This window comes from Streptomyces sp. Ag109_G2-15 (assembly GCF_900215565.1).
Classification (GTDB): Bacteria; Actinomycetota; Actinomycetes; order Streptomycetales; family Streptomycetaceae; genus Streptomyces; species Streptomyces diastatochromogenes.
In genome coordinates this window covers 722,870-740,770 of the sequence record NZ_OCNI01000002.1, presented here as the reverse complement: position 1 = coordinate 740,770, position 17,901 = coordinate 722,870, and the positions used below count along the sequence as shown (strand labels likewise).

Here is a 17,901-nt window from a genome sequence, read left to right as displayed (position 1 = left end):
GCGGCTACGACGAGGGCCTCAGGCGGCTACGACGCGTCGAGCACCGTGCCGTTCAACTCCAGCCCGCCGGGCAGCGGTTTGCCGGTCTGCTCGTCGATCTGCTGGAACAGCACCGACTCAGCGGACTCCCGCACCCGGTCCTTGACCGTGGGAATGGTGATGTCCGTACTGGTCTTGCCCGCCGGGACGTCCACCCACAGGTAGAGACCGCCGGCCACCTTGGACAGGGGCCGCTCCGGGTCCGGCGAGGCACCGGTCGTATCCCGCAGCCAGCGCGCGGACACGTCCTTGGTGGACAGCTCGGTCCCGGTGGGCGGCACGGCGAGGAAGAACGCGCTCATGTCCAGGTCGACGGCCTCGGACAGCGACACCCGCCACTTCAGGGCCTGCCCCTCGGTCACCTTGTCGGCGACCGGGGTGACGGTCATCTTGGGCGCGGGGTCGTCGTCGTGCACGGTGATCCCGCCCCGGTACGAGCCGACGACCGCGCCGTGGACCGCCTTGACGAGGATGTCGTACGACACGTCCTGGCCGTAGCGCGTGTTGCCCTTCACCTCGACCGGCACGTCGATGTCGTGACCGCCGGGGTGCACGGTGACCAGCCGGTTCGTGACCTTGCCGGTGGCCGGGTCGAACACGTACACCCGGACCTGTCCGCTGCCCTGCCCCGACACCTCGACCGGAACCCGGTAGGTGCGGGTGCCGGAGTCGCCCTCGTCCACGGTCATACGGCCGACGTCCACGCGCGGCAGTTCGGCCGCCTTCACGGCCGGCAGACCGGCCCGCCAGCCCCACGCGTCCATCAGCCAGGCCCGGCCGGAGCCCGAACGCGGGGTCAGCTCAAGGGACTTGATCCGGTGCAGGTCGAGCCCGGCGCGGGTGGCCGCCGTCAGCGGCACCCGGATCTCACGCGCCCAGTAGGAGGCGGTGGCCGCGCTGCCGGGCAGCCCGTCGACCTTCACCTTGCCGAGGACCGCCTTGCGGCCGGAGGCGTCGGTGACGGACACGTCCAGGCGGGTGCCACGGGAGTTCGGGGGCACGAACAGCCGCAGCGCCAGCGCCTTGTCACCGGCCAGCGAGACCGGGTCCTTCACCCGCACCCGTGCCGGGGTGCCGGCGTGGGTCCAGTGCAGCGCGATCGCGTGCCGGCCGGCCTCGCGGTCGGTCTCCCACTGGGCGAAGTGCGGCGAGATCCCCTTGGCACCCTGGCCCAGGCAGGCCTTGGCCGGGGCGGGGTCCACCGCCGCGCACAGCTTGGCGCCGGTCACGGACACCCCGCCGTCCGGCAGGAACCCGGCGTCTCGGCGGCCGCCCACCGCATGGCTGAGCACGCGCGCCGGGTCCGCCGACGGCGCCCGCTTGCCGGAACCGTCCAGCAGCGGCCGTACCTTGTCGTCACCGGCGAGGAACAGCCGCGCGGCGGCCGCGATGTAAGTCGAGCCCGCCCGGTGCTGCTGGGTGGCGGTCAACCGGGTGGCGGCACGCTTGGCGCACACCGGGTCGGGGTGCTGCGGATCGTCCGAGAAGTCGTCCTGGGCGGGCGCGGCGGCCTGCCCAGGCGTCCACTCGGAGTTGAAGAAGTTGTGGTTGGCGCCGATGACGTACACCGCGCTGTGCAGTGCGGCACCGCGGCTCACCGCGCGCGTGCCGTCGACGTACATCTCGCCCTGGAGGTCGGAGACGTCACCGTCGCAGCCCGGCAGGATCGACACGGACGGCACGTCGGGCACCGGGTTCTGGCCGAAGACGGTGGGGCCGATGAGGACCAGACCGCGGATGGTCCAGCGCACCGCTCCGTGGTAGCCGTCCTGGGCGGCCGGCGGCGGGTACAGGCTGTCCATCGCGGCCCGGTCGACACCCTCGCCGCCGCGCGAGTGCCCGACCAGCAGGACGCGCGACAGGTCGGCGCGGGGCGCGTCCCGTACGACCGCCGGGGCGGTCTCGGGGTGCGCGGTCCAGTCGGCCCACTGGGCCAGGTGCAGCCGCACCAGGGAGGAACGCGCCTGCGCGCCACCGTCCTCGGCGTTCCAGTCCTGGCCGTTGATGCCGTTAGCTGAGATCGACACGGTGTCATAGCCCTGGGAGGCCAGCAGCTTCTGGTCGCGCAGGTAACCGCGGTGGCTCGGCACCGCCTTCGTCCCGGCCGCGCAGGGCCAGTCACCGGTGATGTCGTGGCCCTTGTAGCACGTGAAGTGGCGGCCGTGCAGGAACAGCGCGAGCGGGCGCGGGCCATGGGCGCCGGTCGGGGCGACGACCACCGCGCGCATCTCCACCGGCGCCGAGAAGCCCGGCAGGCGGACCGACTTGAGTTTGTACTCACCGGTCTTGGTGCTGTACGGACCGGGCTTGCCCGGGTCCACCGAGTTGGCCGGCAGCGGCGCCGGCGGCTGGACCGCCGACCCGGTCGGCACGGCGCCCTTGGCGTCCAATCGCTTTCCGCCGGACCAGACTTGCAGCCCGCGCAGGTCGCCGGAGTGCTGCCCGTCGAGCCGCAGACGGAAGGTGCGACCGTCCTTGGCCGGCTGCGGTATCCCCAACAGCCGCCCGCCCGACCGGAATTCGACGCGCGCGTCGCCCATGGGCACCGGCCGGTCCGACCGCCACACCAGCTGCTGCTGCGCCGACCCGCCGCCGGTGATCCCCCACCCCGGCGGCAGCGTCCCGTCGGCCGCGGCCGTCAACGCCCCTGACTGTGATGGTGGTTGACCCTGTGCGACTGCCGCCCCTGGGGACGCGCCCGCCACCGCGAGCAACGCGGTGGCGGTGACCCATATGCGCCGGGCACGGACCACAGTTCCTCCTCTGACCCCGTCATCGGGCGTCCCGGCGGTCCCGGGCGCCCCTCGTCCCGGGAGGACGGGAAGGAGACACTGTGGGTTGCCTGTGAAGGGCAGGTGTTGGATCACATCGCGCGGCCGAGGGTCCCACGTACGGCACCTTTCGGCCGTGGTACGGCAACTCCACGCCGCTGCCGTTGACTTGGGGGCGGCTTCGACGCCATCGCGGTGTCACACCTGCTCGACCACACCAGCGGCCTGCCCGACCACCGGGGCCTGCCGGACCTCAGCACACCGGAAGCGGTCCTGCGTCACCGCTTCGACCACTGGAGACCGCGGGCCCTGGTCGGCACCGTGACAGGTGACCCCCTCAAGTTCACTCCGGGGACAAAGCAGGAATACCGGGGCATCAACTACGTGCTCCTCGCCCTGCTCGTCGAGAAACTGACAGGGCAGCGCTACGGCGACGCGATCGCCTCCCGGATCCTGCGTCCCCTCGGGCTGACCGGCACACCCGCATGTTCGCCACCCGAGATGGCCTTGAACGCGCAGGAAGACATGACCAACCGGGTCGTCGCCATTCTCGTTTCCTGAGGGATCCGATGCTCTGAAAGAAACGGCCTAGTCGGCCGCGGGCGGCACCGGGGTGGCCTGGTGGTAGTACATCCGCCAGCCCGTCTGCTCGTCCCGTCGACGCCACAGCGAACTGCGGCGCGCGTGACGCCCGTCGAGCACGGTCTCGTACGTCAGATGCACCAGACCCGGAGCCAGGAGGACCCCTGTCATCTCCGAGGGCTCGTAACGGGGGCCCTCGTCCGCGCTGCCCGCCATGTCCGGCAGCGCGGCCAGGATGTCCCGCAGGGTCCACCGCCTGCCCGAGGCGCCGACCTCGACGTACTCCGGGTCGAGCCACTGCCGGGCCAGGTCCCGCGAGGAGCGCACCCGGGGGTCCATGAGCGCCAGCTCACCCGCGATCGCCGCACTCACCTGCTCCGATTCCGATGCGGATTCCGAAGCGGATTCAGATGTCGATGTCGATGCCTTGGTCATGGAGGCATCTTCGCGCAGTCCGCGGGACCGCGGCCGAGGTGCCCTCAGGTCCAGGCCCGGTACGGCTCGTCGATCAGCTGGAAGACCGGCTCGCCCCGGACCGGGTCCTTGGCCGTGGACAGCCGTACCCGGTCCCCGCTGTGGATGCCGACGGGCGGCCCCATGACCCGGCCCCGTACGACGAACCCCTCGGCCATCTCGATCAGCGACACGTTGCGTGCCGCGGGTGTGTTGCGGTGCACCACGGTGGAGTGGCGCACCGTCCCGGCGCCCTCGCTGCGCTCCGTGCGCAGCTCGCTGCCCTGGCACACCGGACACAGCAGCCGGTGGTACATCGCGGTGCCGCACCAGGTGCAGCGCTGGAAGACGATGGCGTCCTTGGAGTCCGCGGCGGCGGGGTCGAGGACACCCGCCGCCGCGGAGCCTGCCGCCATGTGCGAGGCGCTCGCTGAGTGGTGGTACACGCTGGTCAACTCCCTGCCCTCGACCGGAATCCGCGCTCGGAGTGAACCGCGCGCATGTGTGCCCGGTTGCCGTGCCACCGTGCACGCCCACAGAGTATGGCACTCAGTGTCACTCGTAAAGGCACTCCGTACCCCAAATCTGGGGAGGCCTTGTGCGTGAGCGGTCAGGCGCGACCGAGGGCCGACTCGAACTCCTGCACCACTCGCCACAGCGGTGCGTCCCGGCGGGTGACGAGGACGACCACGTCGTCGGGGTGGTCGATGTCGAAGCGCATGACTTCGGGGTGCGCGGCCTCGGGGCGTGCGACTTCGGCGTGCGGGGCCTCGGGGCGTGCGACGGCGGCGGGCTCGTCGGCCGGGGCGGGGTGCGGATGCGGCCGGCGGTCGAACGCCGCCTGGACGTACCCCAGGGCATGGTCCACCGCCGTGCCCGCATCGTCCTTGCCGTCCGAACGCAGCCAGGAGCGCAGGGCGTTGTTGTGCGCGGCGACGACCGCGGCCGCGATCACGTCGGCGTGCAGCGTCCCGTCGGGCCGCCCGGCGAACCGCTCACGCAGGTACTCGGCGAGCGCACGCTCGTAGCGCCACACCACGGACAGCTCGTAGGCCCGCAGCCCCGGCACCTTCTTGGTGAGCCGGTAGCGCTGTACGGAGAAGGACGGGTTCTCCGCGTACATCCGCAGCACCAGCCGGGCCGCGTCGCACACCCGCCGGACCGGCTCGTCCTTCTCGTCGCTCGCACCCAGGAACGCGGTCATGTCGGCCAGGCAGCGCTCGTGGTCGGGGAAGACCACGTCCTCCTTCGAGGGGAAGTAGCGGAAGAACGAGCGGCGGCCGACCCCGGCCAGCGCCACGATGTCGTCCACGGTGGTCTGCTCGTACCCGCGTTCCAGGAAGAGCTGGAAGGCCGCCGCGACCAGGGCGTTCCGCATCGGCGGCTTCGCGGCCGGCGCCGCGCTGCTGGAGCTCATGAACGGGAACGTAGCACCCGGCGCGGATTCATGACACTCAGTGCAGCGGGAGGGGAGTCAGGGGGGAACTGAGTGCTCTGGGGTTCGCTCCCCGAACATCGGCGCGATCGAATTGATTGGAAACGATCGATACGATTGTGGGCGTAGGGTTAAGCAATTCGGGATCACTGTTCCAGGGGGACCCCCATGCGACTGCACGTCGACCAGCGCCACGAGCGGGTGCTCGAACTCGTCCGGGAGCGGGGCAGCCTCCGCGTCGCCGAACTGGCGGCCGAACTCGGCGTCTCCGCGGTCACCTTGCGGCGCGACGTGGAGACCCTGGCGGCCCAGGGCCGGGTGCATCGACTGCACGGGGCGGTGGTCTGGCCGGGCGACACCGCCGCCACCCCCGAGCGGCGGCAGGAGTCCGCCGAGGGCGCCGTGATCGGAATGATCGTGCCGACCACGAACTACATCTTCGCCGACATCGTGCGCGGCGCCCGTGAGGCCGTCGGCGCCCAGGGCGGACGGCTGGTCCTCGGGGTCTCCGGCTACGTCGACACCGAGGACTCCGTACAGGCGGACCACCTGGTCGCGGGCGGTGCGCAGGGCCTGCTCGTGGCGCCCAGCTGGTTCGGCGGCGTCCCCGAGGACGGGCAGGAGAAGTGGCTCGTGGAGTGCGAGGTGCCCACCGTCCTGGTGGAGCGCTCCGCCCTGCCCGGCAACCCCGCGGCCGACCTCGACCGGGTCCGCACCGACCGCGCCCACGGCGCCGCCCTCGCCGTCGGCCACCTCGCCGCCCTCGGTCATCGCCGGATCACGGCCGTCCTCCAGGAGGGCCCGCATGCCGTCCAGATCAGCGCCGGCTTCCAGGCGGCCGTACGCTCGCGCGGCATCGACGTCGACGAAGGCGCCCCCAGTGTGCGGGAACACGGCGACTACGACGCCTCCGTCGACTACCTCGTCGAGGCTGTCGTCGTACGCGGCGTCACCGGGGCTCTGGTGCACAGCGACGAGGACGCCATCGTGCTCGTGCCCCGGCTCCAGTCGCGCGGTGTGCGGGTGCCCGACGACCTCGCGCTCATCGCCTACGACGACGAGGTCGCCGGCCTCGCCGACGTGCCCCTGACCGCCGTCGCCCCGCCCAAGCACGCGGTGGGCGAACTCGCCGCCAAGCTGCTGCTGCGCCGGCTCTCCGAGCGGGCCGCGGGAGAGCGGCCCAGTCCTCGGCAACACCTCGACCTGCTCCCGGAGCTGCGGATCCGCTCGTCGTGCGGGGGCGGGGCGTCCGCCGGCAGCGCCTCCTGACGCCTCCTGACGTCAACGAGAGGCACGCGCGAGCGAAGTGATCGAACGGCGATCGTTTTGATTATCTTGCACGAACGCTCTTGACGTTGATCGGCTGTGCACAAAAGATGTCCTGCGACCGCCTCTTCCCGTACGAGGTCTCGTAGGAGCCGTGCCATGACGCGTACGTCACGATCGTTCCGCTTCGCCGCAACCGCCGCCGTCGCCGCCCTGGGCCTGCTCGTCACCGCCTGCGGCGGCAGCGGCGGTTCGACCGGCGCCGCGTCCGACGGCAAGCCGGTGACCATCGACTACTGGACCTGGACGCTCGGCGCCAAGTCGACCGTCGACGCGTTCAACAGGACGCACAAGGACATCAAGGTCAGGTTCACCGAGATCCCCAGCGGCACCGAGGGCTACAGCAAGCTCGCCAACGCCGTGCTGGCGGGCAACGCACCCGACGTCGCCACGATCGAGTACCAGATGGTCCCCGAGTTCGCCAGCCAGGGCAATCTGATCGATCTGACCAAGTACGCCGGTGAAACGGTCAAGACGAAGTTCCCGAAGCCCGTGCAGTCCCTGGTCACCTTCGGTGGCCGCACCTGGACCGTCCCCTACGACGTGGCACCGCAGCTCCTCTACTACCGCACCGACCTGTTCAAGAAGTACGGCATCGCCGTCCCCAAGACCTGGGACGAGTTCAGGACGGCCGCCGAGAAGGTCAGGAAGCAGGACAAGAACGTCCGCCTGGCCTCCTTCCCGAAGAACGACCCCGCCCTGCTGGCCGCGCTCGCCTGGCAGGCCGGCGGAAAGTGGTTCGGCACCCAGGGCGACGCCTGGAAGACGGGCGTGAACGACACCGCCACCAAGAAGGTCGCCGCCTACTGGGACGGCCTGGTCAAGGACGGCCTCGTGCAGACCTTCACCGGCTACAGCCCCGAGGAGACCAAGGCCCGCGCCCAGGGCAGCACCCTCGCCTTCCTCGGCGCCTCCTGGTCGGCCGGCGGGATGAAGACCGCCCTGCCCGACCTCAAGGGCAAGTGGGCCGCCGCCCCCATGCCCAACTGGGGCACCCCGGCCGTCGGCAACTACGGCGGCACCTCCTACGGCGTCCTCAAGGGCAGCGAGCACGCCCAGGCCGCCGCCGAGTTCATCACCTGGCTCACCACCGACAAGGCCGGCGTCGAGGCCCGGCTCGCCGACCTCGCCTCGCCCAGCAGCGCGCTGCCCGCCAACGCGGACATGCGCAAGGTCGCCGCGGCCAAGTTCGACACCTCGTACTTCAACGGCCGGGACCTCTACGCCCTCGCCTCCCAGCAGGCCGACACCATTGTCCCCGGCTGGACCTGGGGCCCCGACCAGATGGACGTCTACACCGCCATCCAGGACACCACCGCCAAGTCCGGCTTCACCGCGGGCGTCGAGGCGGGCGAGCACAAGGCCGAGTCCGGCATAGAGTCCCGCGGCCTCAAGCTCGCCGAGTAGCCCCTCGAGGGGAGGGGGCGCGGGTGCGGCGCGCTCACCACAGCGCGTCGCACCCGCCACAGCTCCGGCGCCCGTAGGTACCCAAGAAGCACCCTGCCCCCTGTGTACGGCCCGCCTCGCCCGCCACCCCGACCCCGAAGGAGCCGCCGTGGCAGCACCCCTGGCCCGAACCGCCGGTCCGCCCGACGCTCGCCGTGGCCCGGCCGGACCCGGCGGGGCCACGCAGCTCAGGCGCAGTCAGCGCCGGGCCGCCGCCCTGCTGATCACCCCGTTCTTCGTCCTGTTCGGTGCGGTCATGGTCGCGCCCATCGGCTACGCCCTGTGGATGAGCCTGTTCCAGGAACGTTCCTCCGGGCTCGGCTTCGGCGGCACCCGACGCGTCTTCGCCGGACTCGCCAACTACACCGCCGCCCTCTCCGACCCAGGATTCCGCGCCTCCTTCGCGCACATCGCGCTCTACTGCGCCCTGTACATCCCGGTGATGATCGGCGGCTCCCTGGCCCTCGCACTGCTCGTCGACTCCGCCCTCGCCCGTGCGAAACGTTTCTTCCAGCTCGCGCTCTTCCTGCCGCACGCGATCCCCGGACTGATCGCCTCGATCATCTGGATCTACCTCTACACGCCGGGCCTGAGCCCCGTGCTCGACTGGATCTCAGCGACCGGCGGCAGCTGGGACTTCTACGCGAACGATCACGTCCTGCTCTCCATGGTCAACCTGTCCGCCTGGCAGTGGACCGGCTACAACATGGTCATCTTCTACGCCGCCCTGCAGGCCGTACCGCGCGAAGTGATCGAAGCGGCCGTCGTGGACGGAGCCGGCGCCCTGCGCACCGCCCTGCGCATCAAGATCCCGATGATCGCCTCCGCGATCGTCATCACCGTCCTGTTCACCTGCGTCGGCGCGATCCAGCTCTTCACCGAACCCAAGCTGCTCAACCAGCGCGGAGCACCCTCGATCGACACCGAGTGGTCGCCGACCCTGTTCATCTGGAAGGCGGGATTCGTGCAGCACGACTACGGCCTGGCCGCGGCCGCCTCCCTGCTGCTCGCCGCGCTCGGCGTCGCCCTCTCCCTCGTCGTCACCCGGATCGGCAACCGCTGGAAGGCGGCGGCATGAGCACCCTCACCCACTCCACCCCCGCACCCGCGCAGCCGTCCACGGACACCCGCCCGCAGGCGACGGCCCGCCGCCGCACCCCCGCGCACGCCCTGCTCTCCAAGGGCGTCGTCAACGGCCTGCTGATCCTCGCCGTCTGCTACACCCTGATGCCGGTCAGCTGGCTGCTCATCGCCGCCACCAAGAACCACCGCGATCTCTTCGCCACCTCCGGCTTCACCCTCGGCGACTTCGACCTCCTCGCCAACCTGCGGCACCTGTTCACCGTCAACGACGGCATCTACCTGCGCTGGTTCGGCAACAGCGTCCTGTACTCCGTCGTCGGCTCCGCCGCCTCCACCCTGATCTGCGTGGCCACCGGCTACGCCTTCGACAAGTACGACTTCAGGGGCAAGGAGAAGCTGTTCGGGCTGGTTCTCGGCGGCGTCCTCGTCCCCAGCACCGTCATCCAGCTGCCCATGTACCTGCTCGCCAGCAAGGCCGGCATCGTCAACACCTACTGGGCGCTGCTGCTGCCCGCCCTGGTCAACCCCTTCGGCGTCTACCTGGCCCGCGTCTTCTCCGAGGGATACGTGCCCGGAGAGGTCCTGGAGGCCGCCCGCGTCGACGGCGCAGGCGAACTGCGTACGTTCGCCCGGATCGCGCTGCCCATGCTCGCCCCCGGCTTCATGACGATCTTCCTGTTCTCCTTCACGGCCAGCTGGAACAACTTCTTCGGCGCGCTCGTCATGCTCAACGACGAACACCTCTACCCGGTCAATCTGGGCCTGTTCATGTGGAACAGCGTCACCCAGCAGCAACCCGAGTACTACTCGCTCGTGATCACCGGCTCCCTGGTCGCAGTGCTCCCGCTGATCGTCGCCTTCGTCTGCCTGCAGCGCTTCTGGCGCTCCGGCCTGACCGCCGGCGCGGTGAAGTGAGGGTGGCCGTGACCCAGACCCGCCGCGGTCCGCGCACCGTCCTCGCCATGGGCGCCGACATCCACCGCTCCCTCCTCGCCGACGGCATCCTCGACCGCCTCCACACGGTCGCCCGCGTCGACACGAGCACAACGATCACGACGATCACCGACGCGAGCCCGGCCGACGCCCACCGGCTCGCCCACGTCGAGGTGCTCTACACCCACTGGGGCGCGCCGCCGCTCACCGAGGACGCGCTGCACCGCATGCCCCGCCTGCGGGCCGTCGTCCACGCGGCGGGCTCCGTCAAGCACCACGTCACCGACGCCGTCTGGAAGCGCGGCATCACCGTGTCCTCGGCGGCCGCCGCCAACGCCCGCCCGGTCGCCGAATTCACCCTCGCCGCCATCCTGTTCGCCAACAAACGCGTCCTGGACATCGCCCACGGCTACGCCCGCACCCGCAGACAGCCCAGCCTGCTCCCGTACTTCGACGGCTACGGCAACTACCACCGCACCGTGGGCGTCGTGGGCGCCTCCCGCATCGGCCGCCGGGTCATCGAACTCCTCAGCCCGCTCGACCTGCACGTCCTGCTCCACGACCCCTACCTCGACCCGGCCGGGGCCCGTGCCCTCGGCGCGGAACCGGCCGGCCTCGACGAACTCGCCCGGCGCAGTGACGTGGTCACCATCCACGCCCCCCAGCTCCCCGAGACCCGCCACATGTTCGACGCCCGCAGGCTCGCCCTGCTGCGGGACGGCGCCACGCTCATCAACACCGCGCGCGGCTCTCTCGTCGACACCGAAGCCCTCACCCGGCACCTCGTCTCCGGCCGCATCCACGCCGTCCTCGACGTCACCGAACCGGATGTACCGCCCGCCGACTCACCCCTGTACACCCTGCCGAACGTGCTGCTGACCCCGCACATCGCCGGCTCCCTCGGCAACGAGCTGGGCCGCATGGCCGACTGGGCCACGGACGAGGTGGCGCGTTACGCGCAGGGCCTGCCGTTCGCTTATGGAGTGGGGCCGGACGAACTGTCCCGGTCCGCCTGACCGATCGTAAGGAGCGCCATGCCCGTCGCCGCTCGCCGCGTCCTCGTCGTCGGCATCGACGGCGTACGTCTCGACGTACTGCACCGCCGGCCCACCCCGCACCTCGACGCGCTCGCCGCCGACGGATTCCTCACGCCGGTCCAGGTCGGCGACGACACACCCACCCTGTCCGGTCCCTGCTGGGCGACGATCGTCACCGGGGTGGGCCCCGCCAAGCACGGGGTGTGGAGCAACGACCTCAGCGGCCACCGCCTCGACGTCTTCCCCGACTTCGCCACCCGCCTCGACCACCACGACGGCCGGCGGACCTTCGTCGCCGCCGGCTGGCGGCCCCTGCTGCAGCCGCGCGACGGCGGGCCCCTCTTCCGGGCGCCGTCCCGGAGCACGTACATCGCTCCGGCAGCCGACACCCCCGAGGCATGGGAGGAGTGCGACGAGCGGATCACCGAGGCCGCCGCGCACGTCCTCGCCGAGGACGATGCCGAGGCGTCCTTCGTCTACCTCGGCGCTCCCGACGAGACCGCGCACGTCCTCGGCTGCGGGGAGGCGTACGAGACGTCGGTCCACCGCGCCGACACCCGCGTGGGCCGCCTGCTGGAAGCCGTACGCTCGCGCCGCACGTACGCCGACGAACAGTGGACGTACCTGGTGGTCACCGACCACGGTCACGTCGACGCGGGCGGCCACGGCGGCCGCTCCGCCGAGGAGCGCACGGCCTGGCTGGCGGCAGCGGGCCCCGGCATCGGCAAGGCACCCCCGCGGGTTCGGCAAGCCGACGTCGCCGCCCAGGTCTTCGCCGCCGTGGGCCGCCACCCCGACCGGCACTGGACCCTGGACGGCCGTCCCTTCGCGGCCGAGCCGCACGCCGTACTCCTCGACATGGACGGCACGCTGGTGGACACCGAGTCGCTGTGGCTGCGCACGGTGCGGGAGGCTGCGCCCGGGATCGGCGTCGACGACCTCTTCGACGTCCTCGGCCGCTCCACCGCGGACACCGCCCGGCACCTGCACCGCCTGACCGGCGCCGACCCGCAGGAACTCGCGGCCGACCTCGACGCACGGTTCCTGGAAGCCGTCCAACGGGAGGCCACCCCGCTCCCGGGCGCCCTCGAACTCCTGGACCTGCTCCAGGAGTTGGACCTCCCCATGGCGCTGGTCTCGGCGTCCGCGCGGCCCGTGGTGGACGCCGCCCTCAAGGTGCTGGGCGCCGACAGGTTCCGTACGACCCTCGCCGAGGGCGAGACGCCTCGCACCAAGCCGGCCGCCGACCCCTACCTCGCCGCCGCCCGGGCCCTCGGCGTGGACCCCGCCGCCTGTCTCGCGGTCGAGGACTCGCCCGCCGGGGTCGCGGCGGCCGAGGCGGCCGGCTGCAGAGTGCTCGCCGTCCCGTCGTACGCGCCGATCGGGAAAGGGCCCCGGCGCACGGTGCGCCGGGGCCTTACGGGGATCGACCGGAAGGAGCTGTGGGCGGCGGGGCTCTGAGGCCTCCCGGGCTCAGGCCAGGGTGACCTCCACCGGCAGCTTCTTGATGCCGTTGACGAAGTTCGAGCGCACACGCGGGACTTCACCGGTCAGCCGGATGCCGGCGAGGCGCGGGATCAGCTCCTCGAACATGATCCGGATCTCGGTGCGGGCGAGCAGGTTGCCCAGGCACAGGTGCGGGCTGCCCTTGCCGAAGGTGACGTGCTCGTTGTTCTCGCGGGCCACGTCGAAGTCGTACGGGTTGCCGAAGACCTCCTCGTCGCGGTTGCCGGAGGCGTACCACATGACGACCTTGTCGCCCTCCCTGATCCGCTTGCCGCCCAGCTCGACGTCACGGGTCGCGGTACGGCGGAAGTGGTAGACGGGGGAGGCCCAGCGCAGGAACTCCTCGACGGCCGTGGGGATCAGGGACGGATCCTCCTGGAGGCGGGCGAGCTGCTCGGGGTGCTGGAGCAGGGCCAGCATGGAGTGGGTGATGGTGTGCCGGGTCGTCTCGTTGCCGGCCACCACCAGGAGCAGGAAGTAGTTGTCGAAGTCCTGCGCGGAGAGCGGGACACCGTCGCGCGGGGTGGTGTTGACGAGCTTCGACACCAGGTCGGTACCGTCCTTGCCGCGGCGCTGCCGGGCCAACTCGCGCCCGTACTCGAAGACTTCGAGCGACGCCGGGGAACGGAACGGCAGGTCGCGGTACTTCTCGCTCTCCTCGCTGTGCAGCAGGACGTCCGCGTAGTCGGGGTCGGTGTTGCCGATGATGCGGTTGCCCCAGTCGATGAGCTGCTGGTTGTCCTCCGGCGGCACGTCCAGCAGGCGGGCCAGCACGTTGATGGGGAAGTCGGCGGAGACGTCCGCGACGAAGTCGAAGCTGCCCTTGGCGAGTGCCGCGTCCAGGGTCTTCGCCGTCAGACCGCGCAGGAAGTCGGAGTAGCTGTTGATCACGCTCGCGCCGAACTGCCGCTGGATCAGGCTGCGCAGGGCCCGGTGCCGTACGCCGTCCAGCTCCAGGATGGAGGCCCGCTTCTTGATCTGGTCGTCGTCGACCTCTTCGAGGTTGACGAACCGGGTCGAGGTGAACGTCTCCGCGTCCCGGTCGACCCGGGCGATGTCGGCATGCCGGGTGACCGCCCAGAATCCGGAGTTGGGCGCCTCCTCCGGCTGCCAGTGCACCGGGTCCTCGTGGCGCAGCGTGTGGAACATCCGCCACGGGGTGATGCCGTCGGTGAAGTTGTCGAGGTCGGCGAGGTCGACGTCCGCCAGGGGCAGCGGCTCGCTCGCGGCGGCGGTCGGGGTCTCGGTGGTCACAGGTGGCTCCTCGGGGTCACAGGTGGTAGGCGTACTCGGTGAACTCCCAGTCGGTGACGAACCGTTGGAAGCGCTCGACCTCGTTGCGCTTGTAGGTGAGGAAGGACGTGGTGAAGTCCTTGCCGAGGATCTCGGCCAGGGCGGTGTCCGCCTCCAGCGCGTCCAGGGCGGCGGACAGGGTCGTCGGCAGCAGGGCCGACCTGGCGGTGTCGTAGCCGTAGCCCTCCAGCGGGGCGGGGGGCTCCTCGCCGGCCAGGACACCCAGCAGGGCGGCGGCGATCGTGCCGGCGATCGCGAGGTACGGGTTGGCGCTCGCGTCGCCCAGCCGCAGCTCCAGGCGGGCTCCGCTGCCGCGCTCCGGCGGGATGCGGACCATGGCGCTGCGGTTGTCCAGCCCCCAGTCGATCAGCCAGGGGGCGAGGGTGTCCGGGCCGAAGCGCTTGTACGAGTTCACCGTGGGGTTGAGCAGCGCCGCGAGCGCCGGGGCGTGGGCGAGGACACCGGCCACGGCGTGGCGGGCGGTGGCGGACAGGCCGTACGCCCCCGAGGGGTCGTCGAAGGCGTTGCGGCCGTCGGTGTCGTCGCAGGACAGGTGCAGGTGGAAGCCGGAGCCGCCGGAGTCGTTGAACGGTTTGGCCATGAACGTGGCCAGCCTGCCCTCCCGGCGGGCCAGCTCCTTGATCGCGGCCTTGAAACGGAAGGAACGGTCGGCTGCCGACAGGGCGTCCGAATGGATCAGATTGATCTCGAACTGACCACCGTCGAACTCGTGGTTTCCGCTGATCACCCCGATGTTCAGATCGCGCACCTGGCGCAGGGTGCGCAGCAGGTGGTTGTCGGGGTCGGCGCGCAGCCCGGCGGTGTAGACGACGCCGGGGTCACGGGCGTAGCGGCGCCAGCCGCCGGCGGGGTCCGGCTCGCACAGGTAGTACTCCAGCTCCGGTCCGACGACCGGGCGCAGCCCGTGCTCCCGGCACCGCTCCAGGACCGTGCGCAGCAGGTCGCGGGGCGATTCGGGCGCCGCGGAGCCGGTGGCCGGGTCGACGATCTCCGCGAGACAGGTCGCGACGCCGGGCTCCCAGGGGAGCGCGGTCAGGGTGTCGAGGTCCGGTCGTACGGCGATGTCGGGCAGCCCCGCGTCCAGGCCGCCGCTGACCGGGACCACGTCCCCCTGCGGGCTGGTGTGGTAGACGGCCCGGCAGAAGGCCAGCCCGTGCTCCACGGCCCGGGGCAGCTCCTCCAGCAGGACGTCGCGCGCCCGGTCGGTGCCGATCAGATCGGGATAGGTCACCCGGACGACGTCGATGCCGCCGGCGGCGAGCCGGTCCATGTGGCGGCGGACTTCCTGGATGTCATGAGCGCTCACCGTTGTCTCCTGGGGCGGACGTCGGGCACCTCCGGGACGTGTTGTCCGGGAGGCGGGTGGCGTGGCAGAGAGGGCCGGGGTGCGGCGGGGGAGAGGCCCGTACGGGGCGGCTCCCGGGCAGCCCCGGGGCATGTTGTTTGAAGCCAAACGGTAGGGAGCGTGGTGCCGTACCGCAAGGTTTCCGCGACAAGAATTTATCCATCCGGATAGCTATTGACCAGAGGGTGGCGCCTGCCTACCTTGTTTGAAGCCAAACGAGTTCGGGGCGCGGTCACCGCACCCCGTTGGCCGGGGCCCTTCCTGAGCCGGACGGGCCCCACTTCTCCCCCTTCACTCCGCTTCGACGCCCTCACCCTCAGGAGGACCGGCCATGAAGGTCGTCGTCGACATGAACAAGTGCCAGGACCACGGCCAGTGCGTCTTCGCGGCACCCGACGTCTTCCAGCTCGACACCGACGGGCACCTCGCCTACGTCAGCGACCCCGACGACGCCCTGCGCGACGAGGTCGAGGAAGCCGCCGACGTCTGCCCGCTCCAGGCCATCCGGATCGAGGACTGACCCATGAGCGGTCGCATCGTCGTCGCCGGCGCCTCCATGGCCGGCCTGCGCGCCGCCGAACAGCTGCGTACGGCGGGCTGGACCGGGGCGATCACCCTCGTCGGGGACGAGCCCCACATGCCGTACAACCGCCCACCGCTCTCCAAGGAGGTCCTCGCGGGCAGGGCGCCCTTCGAGTCGCTGGCCTTCCGCCCCCGGGCGAGCGTCGCCGACGTGGAGTGGCGCCTCGGCCGCACGGCCGTCGCGGCCCGGCTCGACGAACGGACCGTGCAGCTCGACGGCGGCGAGGCGCTCCCGTACGACGGTCTGGTCGTCGCCACCGGCATGCGGCCCCGCCGGCTGCGCTGCCCCGGCCCGCTCGCCGGCCGCCACACGGTCCGCACCCTCCCCGACGCCCAGGGCCTGCGCGAAGCGCTGACCCGGCCCGGCGCCCGGGTGGTCGTCGTCGGCGCCGGGTTCATCGGCTGCGAGGTCGCCGCCACCGCCGTCGGACTCGGCGTCGCCGAGGTGACCGTCGTCGATCCGCTGCCCCTGCCCATGGTCGGCCCGCTCGGCGAGCTGCTCGCCCGGGCGCTGCTCAAGCGGCACGAGGAGCGAGGCGTACGGTTCCGGCTCGGCACCGGTGTCCAGGGCTTCGAGGGCGATCGAACGGTCACCGGCGTGGTGCTGGACGACGGTTCGGTCGTACCGGCGGACGTGGTGGTCGAATCGGTCGGTTCGATCGCCAATACCGAGTGGCTCGACGGGAACGGCCTCGACCTGACCGATGGTGTCCTCACGGACGAACTGCTGCGGGTCGGGGGCCGGCCGGAGGTCGTGGCCGTCGGTGACGTCGCCCGCTTCCCGAACGCCCGCTACGACGGCGTACCCCGCCGGGTCGAGCACTGGTCCATCCCCACGGACACCGCCAAGCAGGCCGCGAAGGCCCTCGTCGCCCATCTCGTCGGCGGCGAGACGGAACACGCTCCGTTCGCGCCGCTGCCGACCTTCTGGAGCGACCAGCACGACTTCCGGCTGCAGTCCTTCGGCGCCCCCGCGCTCGGCCTCGCCGACGTCCGGGTCCTCGACGGCGAGGTCGACGGGGACGTCCTCGCCGGCTACCACGCCGGCGGCCGCCTGGTCGGCGTCGTCGCCCTCGGCGGCCCGGGTGTCGCCTCCGCCGCCGCCCGCTACCGCGCCGAACTGCTGAAGCAGCCCGCCCTCACCGTGTAAGGAGCCTCAAGTGACCAGTGTCCGCGGTTACTTCCACCCCAAGACGGCGACGGGGACCTCGTCGCTCATCCCCTCGCCCCCCTGGCGCTACTCCGGGGACCTGCTCACCGTCGAATACCGCACGGATCCCTCGCGAGTACGTGAACTGCTGCCCGAGCCACTGGAGTTGGCGGACGAGGACCCGGGTGCCGTCGCCCTGATCTGGGCCGACTGGCAGTCCTGCTCCCAGTCGGGCTCGGAGCTGCTCGATCCCGTGCTGTCGCAGTACAAGGAGGCCTTCGCGGTCGTCCGGTGCAAGTACCGGGGGCAGATGTACTCGCGGTGCGTGTACATCTGGGTGGACAAGGACTTCGCGATCGCGCGGGGGCTGCACCAGGGGTATCCGAAGAAGCTCGGGTCCATTCACCAGACGCGGCCGCATCCGTACGGGCCCGCTCCGCGGATCGAGGCGGGGGCGCGGTTCGGGGCGACCCTCGCTGCCGCTGATCGGCGGTTGGCTCAGGCTGTGGTGACTTTGCGGGAGCCGTCGGGGACGAACGGGTTCGTCAACGGGCATCCCATGGCTCATCATCGCTGGCTGCCCTCTGTCGAGAAGGGGAAGGGGCTTGCGCTGGACGAGTTGATCGAGTCGGGGGCCGCCTCCTTCGAGGGTGGGCAACCGTGGGTCGGGGATGCGGAGTTGGAGCTGTTCGAGGCGCCGACGGAGGAGTTGGCTCGGCTGGAGATTCGGGAGCCGATCGCTGCGTACTACCGGCAGGTCGGGGTGGTGTGGGACGGCGGGCGGCTACTCGAATCCGGCACGTCGGGGGCGTCTGCCGAGTAGGGCCGGTGGTCGGCTGCGGGTGCGTTGTGGTTGCTCGCGCCCACGCGGCGGAGCCGCATATCGATACAGCCCCGCG

The 17,901-nt window shown here is 71.3% G+C and carries 15 protein-coding genes and 1 pseudogene; 10 read left to right on the top strand and 6 right to left on the bottom strand.

Going from position 1 to position 17,901, the window contains the following annotated elements; genetic code table 11:
• Positions 1–26: 26 nt before the first annotated feature.
• Positions 27–2,792, bottom strand: a complete 2,766-nt coding sequence (locus CRP49_RS39815) for a hypothetical protein (RefSeq protein WP_097258254.1) — start codon at positions 2,790–2,792, stop codon at positions 27–29.
• 198 nt (positions 2,793–2,990) lie between these two features.
• On the opposite strand from CRP49_RS39815, the pseudogene CRP49_RS39810 reads away from it, so the two are divergent.
• Positions 2,991–3,290 (top strand): annotated as a pseudogene (locus tag CRP49_RS39810) (serine hydrolase domain-containing protein); the annotation flags it as partial.
• A gap of 108 nt (positions 3,291–3,398) precedes the next feature.
• Here CRP49_RS39810 and CRP49_RS39805 read toward each other — a convergent pair.
• The 3 genes from CRP49_RS39805 to CRP49_RS39795 form a co-directional block, all read right to left on the bottom strand.
• Complete coding sequence (locus tag CRP49_RS39805; protein ID WP_257033877.1) at positions 3,399–3,731, bottom strand: DUF4440 domain-containing protein; 333 nt, start codon at positions 3,729–3,731, stop codon at positions 3,399–3,401.
• Positions 3,732–3,871: 140 nt separating this feature from the next.
• The gene (locus CRP49_RS39800) at positions 3,872–4,291 is read right to left on the bottom strand and encodes a Zn-ribbon domain-containing OB-fold protein (RefSeq protein WP_097258251.1); all 420 of its coding nucleotides are present in this window, start codon (positions 4,289–4,291) and stop codon (positions 3,872–3,874) included.
• Between the two features lie 164 nt (positions 4,292–4,455).
• Positions 4,456–5,262, bottom strand: coding sequence for a TetR family transcriptional regulator (locus tag CRP49_RS39795; protein WP_097258250.1), 807 nt, complete (start codon positions 5,260–5,262; stop codon positions 4,456–4,458).
• A gap of 186 nt (positions 5,263–5,448) precedes the next feature.
• Between CRP49_RS39795 and CRP49_RS39790 the strand changes: the two genes are divergently transcribed.
• The 6 genes from CRP49_RS39790 to CRP49_RS39765 all read left to right on the top strand — a co-directional run bounded on the left by CRP49_RS39790 (position 5,449) and on the right by CRP49_RS39765 (position 12,566).
• A complete protein-coding gene (locus tag CRP49_RS39790; protein WP_097258249.1) occupies positions 5,449–6,549 on the top strand; it encodes a substrate-binding domain-containing protein in 1,101 nt (366 codons plus the stop codon).
• A 156-nt stretch (positions 6,550–6,705) separates the two neighbouring features.
• Complete coding sequence (locus tag CRP49_RS39785) at positions 6,706–8,013, top strand: sugar ABC transporter substrate-binding protein (RefSeq protein ID WP_097258248.1); 1,308 nt, start codon at positions 6,706–6,708, stop codon at positions 8,011–8,013.
• A gap of 148 nt (positions 8,014–8,161) precedes the next feature.
• Positions 8,162–9,130 carry a carbohydrate ABC transporter permease gene (locus tag CRP49_RS39780; protein WP_257033794.1) on the top strand — a complete coding sequence of 323 codons (969 nt, stop codon included), beginning with the start codon at positions 8,162–8,164 and terminating at the stop codon, positions 9,128–9,130.
• Positions 9,127–10,050: a carbohydrate ABC transporter permease gene (locus tag CRP49_RS39775; RefSeq protein WP_097258247.1), complete on the top strand. Its 924-nt coding sequence runs from the start codon at positions 9,127–9,129 to the stop codon at positions 10,048–10,050. Before CRP49_RS39780 ends, CRP49_RS39775 begins: the two co-directional genes overlap by 4 nt.
• A 47-nt stretch (positions 10,051–10,097) precedes the next feature.
• On the top strand, positions 10,098–11,084 hold the full coding sequence (locus tag CRP49_RS39770) for a hydroxyacid dehydrogenase (RefSeq protein WP_097259283.1): 987 nt from the start codon (positions 10,098–10,100) through the stop codon (positions 11,082–11,084).
• Positions 11,085–11,102: 18 nt separating this feature from the next.
• Positions 11,103–12,566 carry an HAD-IA family hydrolase gene (locus CRP49_RS39765; protein WP_097258246.1) on the top strand — a complete coding sequence of 488 codons (1,464 nt, stop codon included), beginning with the start codon at positions 11,103–11,105 and terminating at the stop codon, positions 12,564–12,566.
• 12 nt (positions 12,567–12,578) lie between these two features.
• On the opposite strand, the gene CRP49_RS39760 is transcribed toward CRP49_RS39765, so the two are convergent.
• Together CRP49_RS39760 and CRP49_RS39755 are read right to left on the bottom strand one after the other, a co-directional pair.
• Positions 12,579–13,865 (bottom strand): cytochrome P450, encoded by a 1,287-nt coding sequence (locus CRP49_RS39760; protein ID WP_097258245.1) that lies wholly within the window; start codon positions 13,863–13,865, stop codon positions 12,579–12,581.
• Positions 13,866–13,881: 16 nt separating this feature from the next.
• Complete coding sequence (locus CRP49_RS39755; protein ID WP_097258244.1) at positions 13,882–15,231, bottom strand: glutamine synthetase family protein; 1,350 nt, start codon at positions 15,229–15,231, stop codon at positions 13,882–13,884.
• Positions 15,232–15,601: 370 nt separating this feature from the next.
• On the opposite strand from CRP49_RS39755, the gene CRP49_RS39750 reads away from it, so the two are divergent.
• From CRP49_RS39750 to CRP49_RS39740, 3 genes are read left to right on the top strand one after another with little or no spacing between them, the layout of a single operon-like run.
• Positions 15,602–15,790, top strand: coding sequence for a ferredoxin (locus CRP49_RS39750; RefSeq protein WP_097258243.1), 189 nt, complete (start codon positions 15,602–15,604; stop codon positions 15,788–15,790).
• A gap of 3 nt (positions 15,791–15,793) precedes the next feature.
• Positions 15,794–17,002, top strand: coding sequence for an NAD(P)/FAD-dependent oxidoreductase (locus tag CRP49_RS39745; RefSeq protein ID WP_097258242.1), 1,209 nt, complete (start codon positions 15,794–15,796; stop codon positions 17,000–17,002).
• 10 nt (positions 17,003–17,012) lie between these two features.
• Complete coding sequence (locus CRP49_RS39740) at positions 17,013–17,825, top strand: acetoacetate decarboxylase family protein (RefSeq protein WP_097258241.1); 813 nt, start codon at positions 17,013–17,015, stop codon at positions 17,823–17,825.
• Positions 17,826–17,901: the final 76 nt, after the last annotated feature.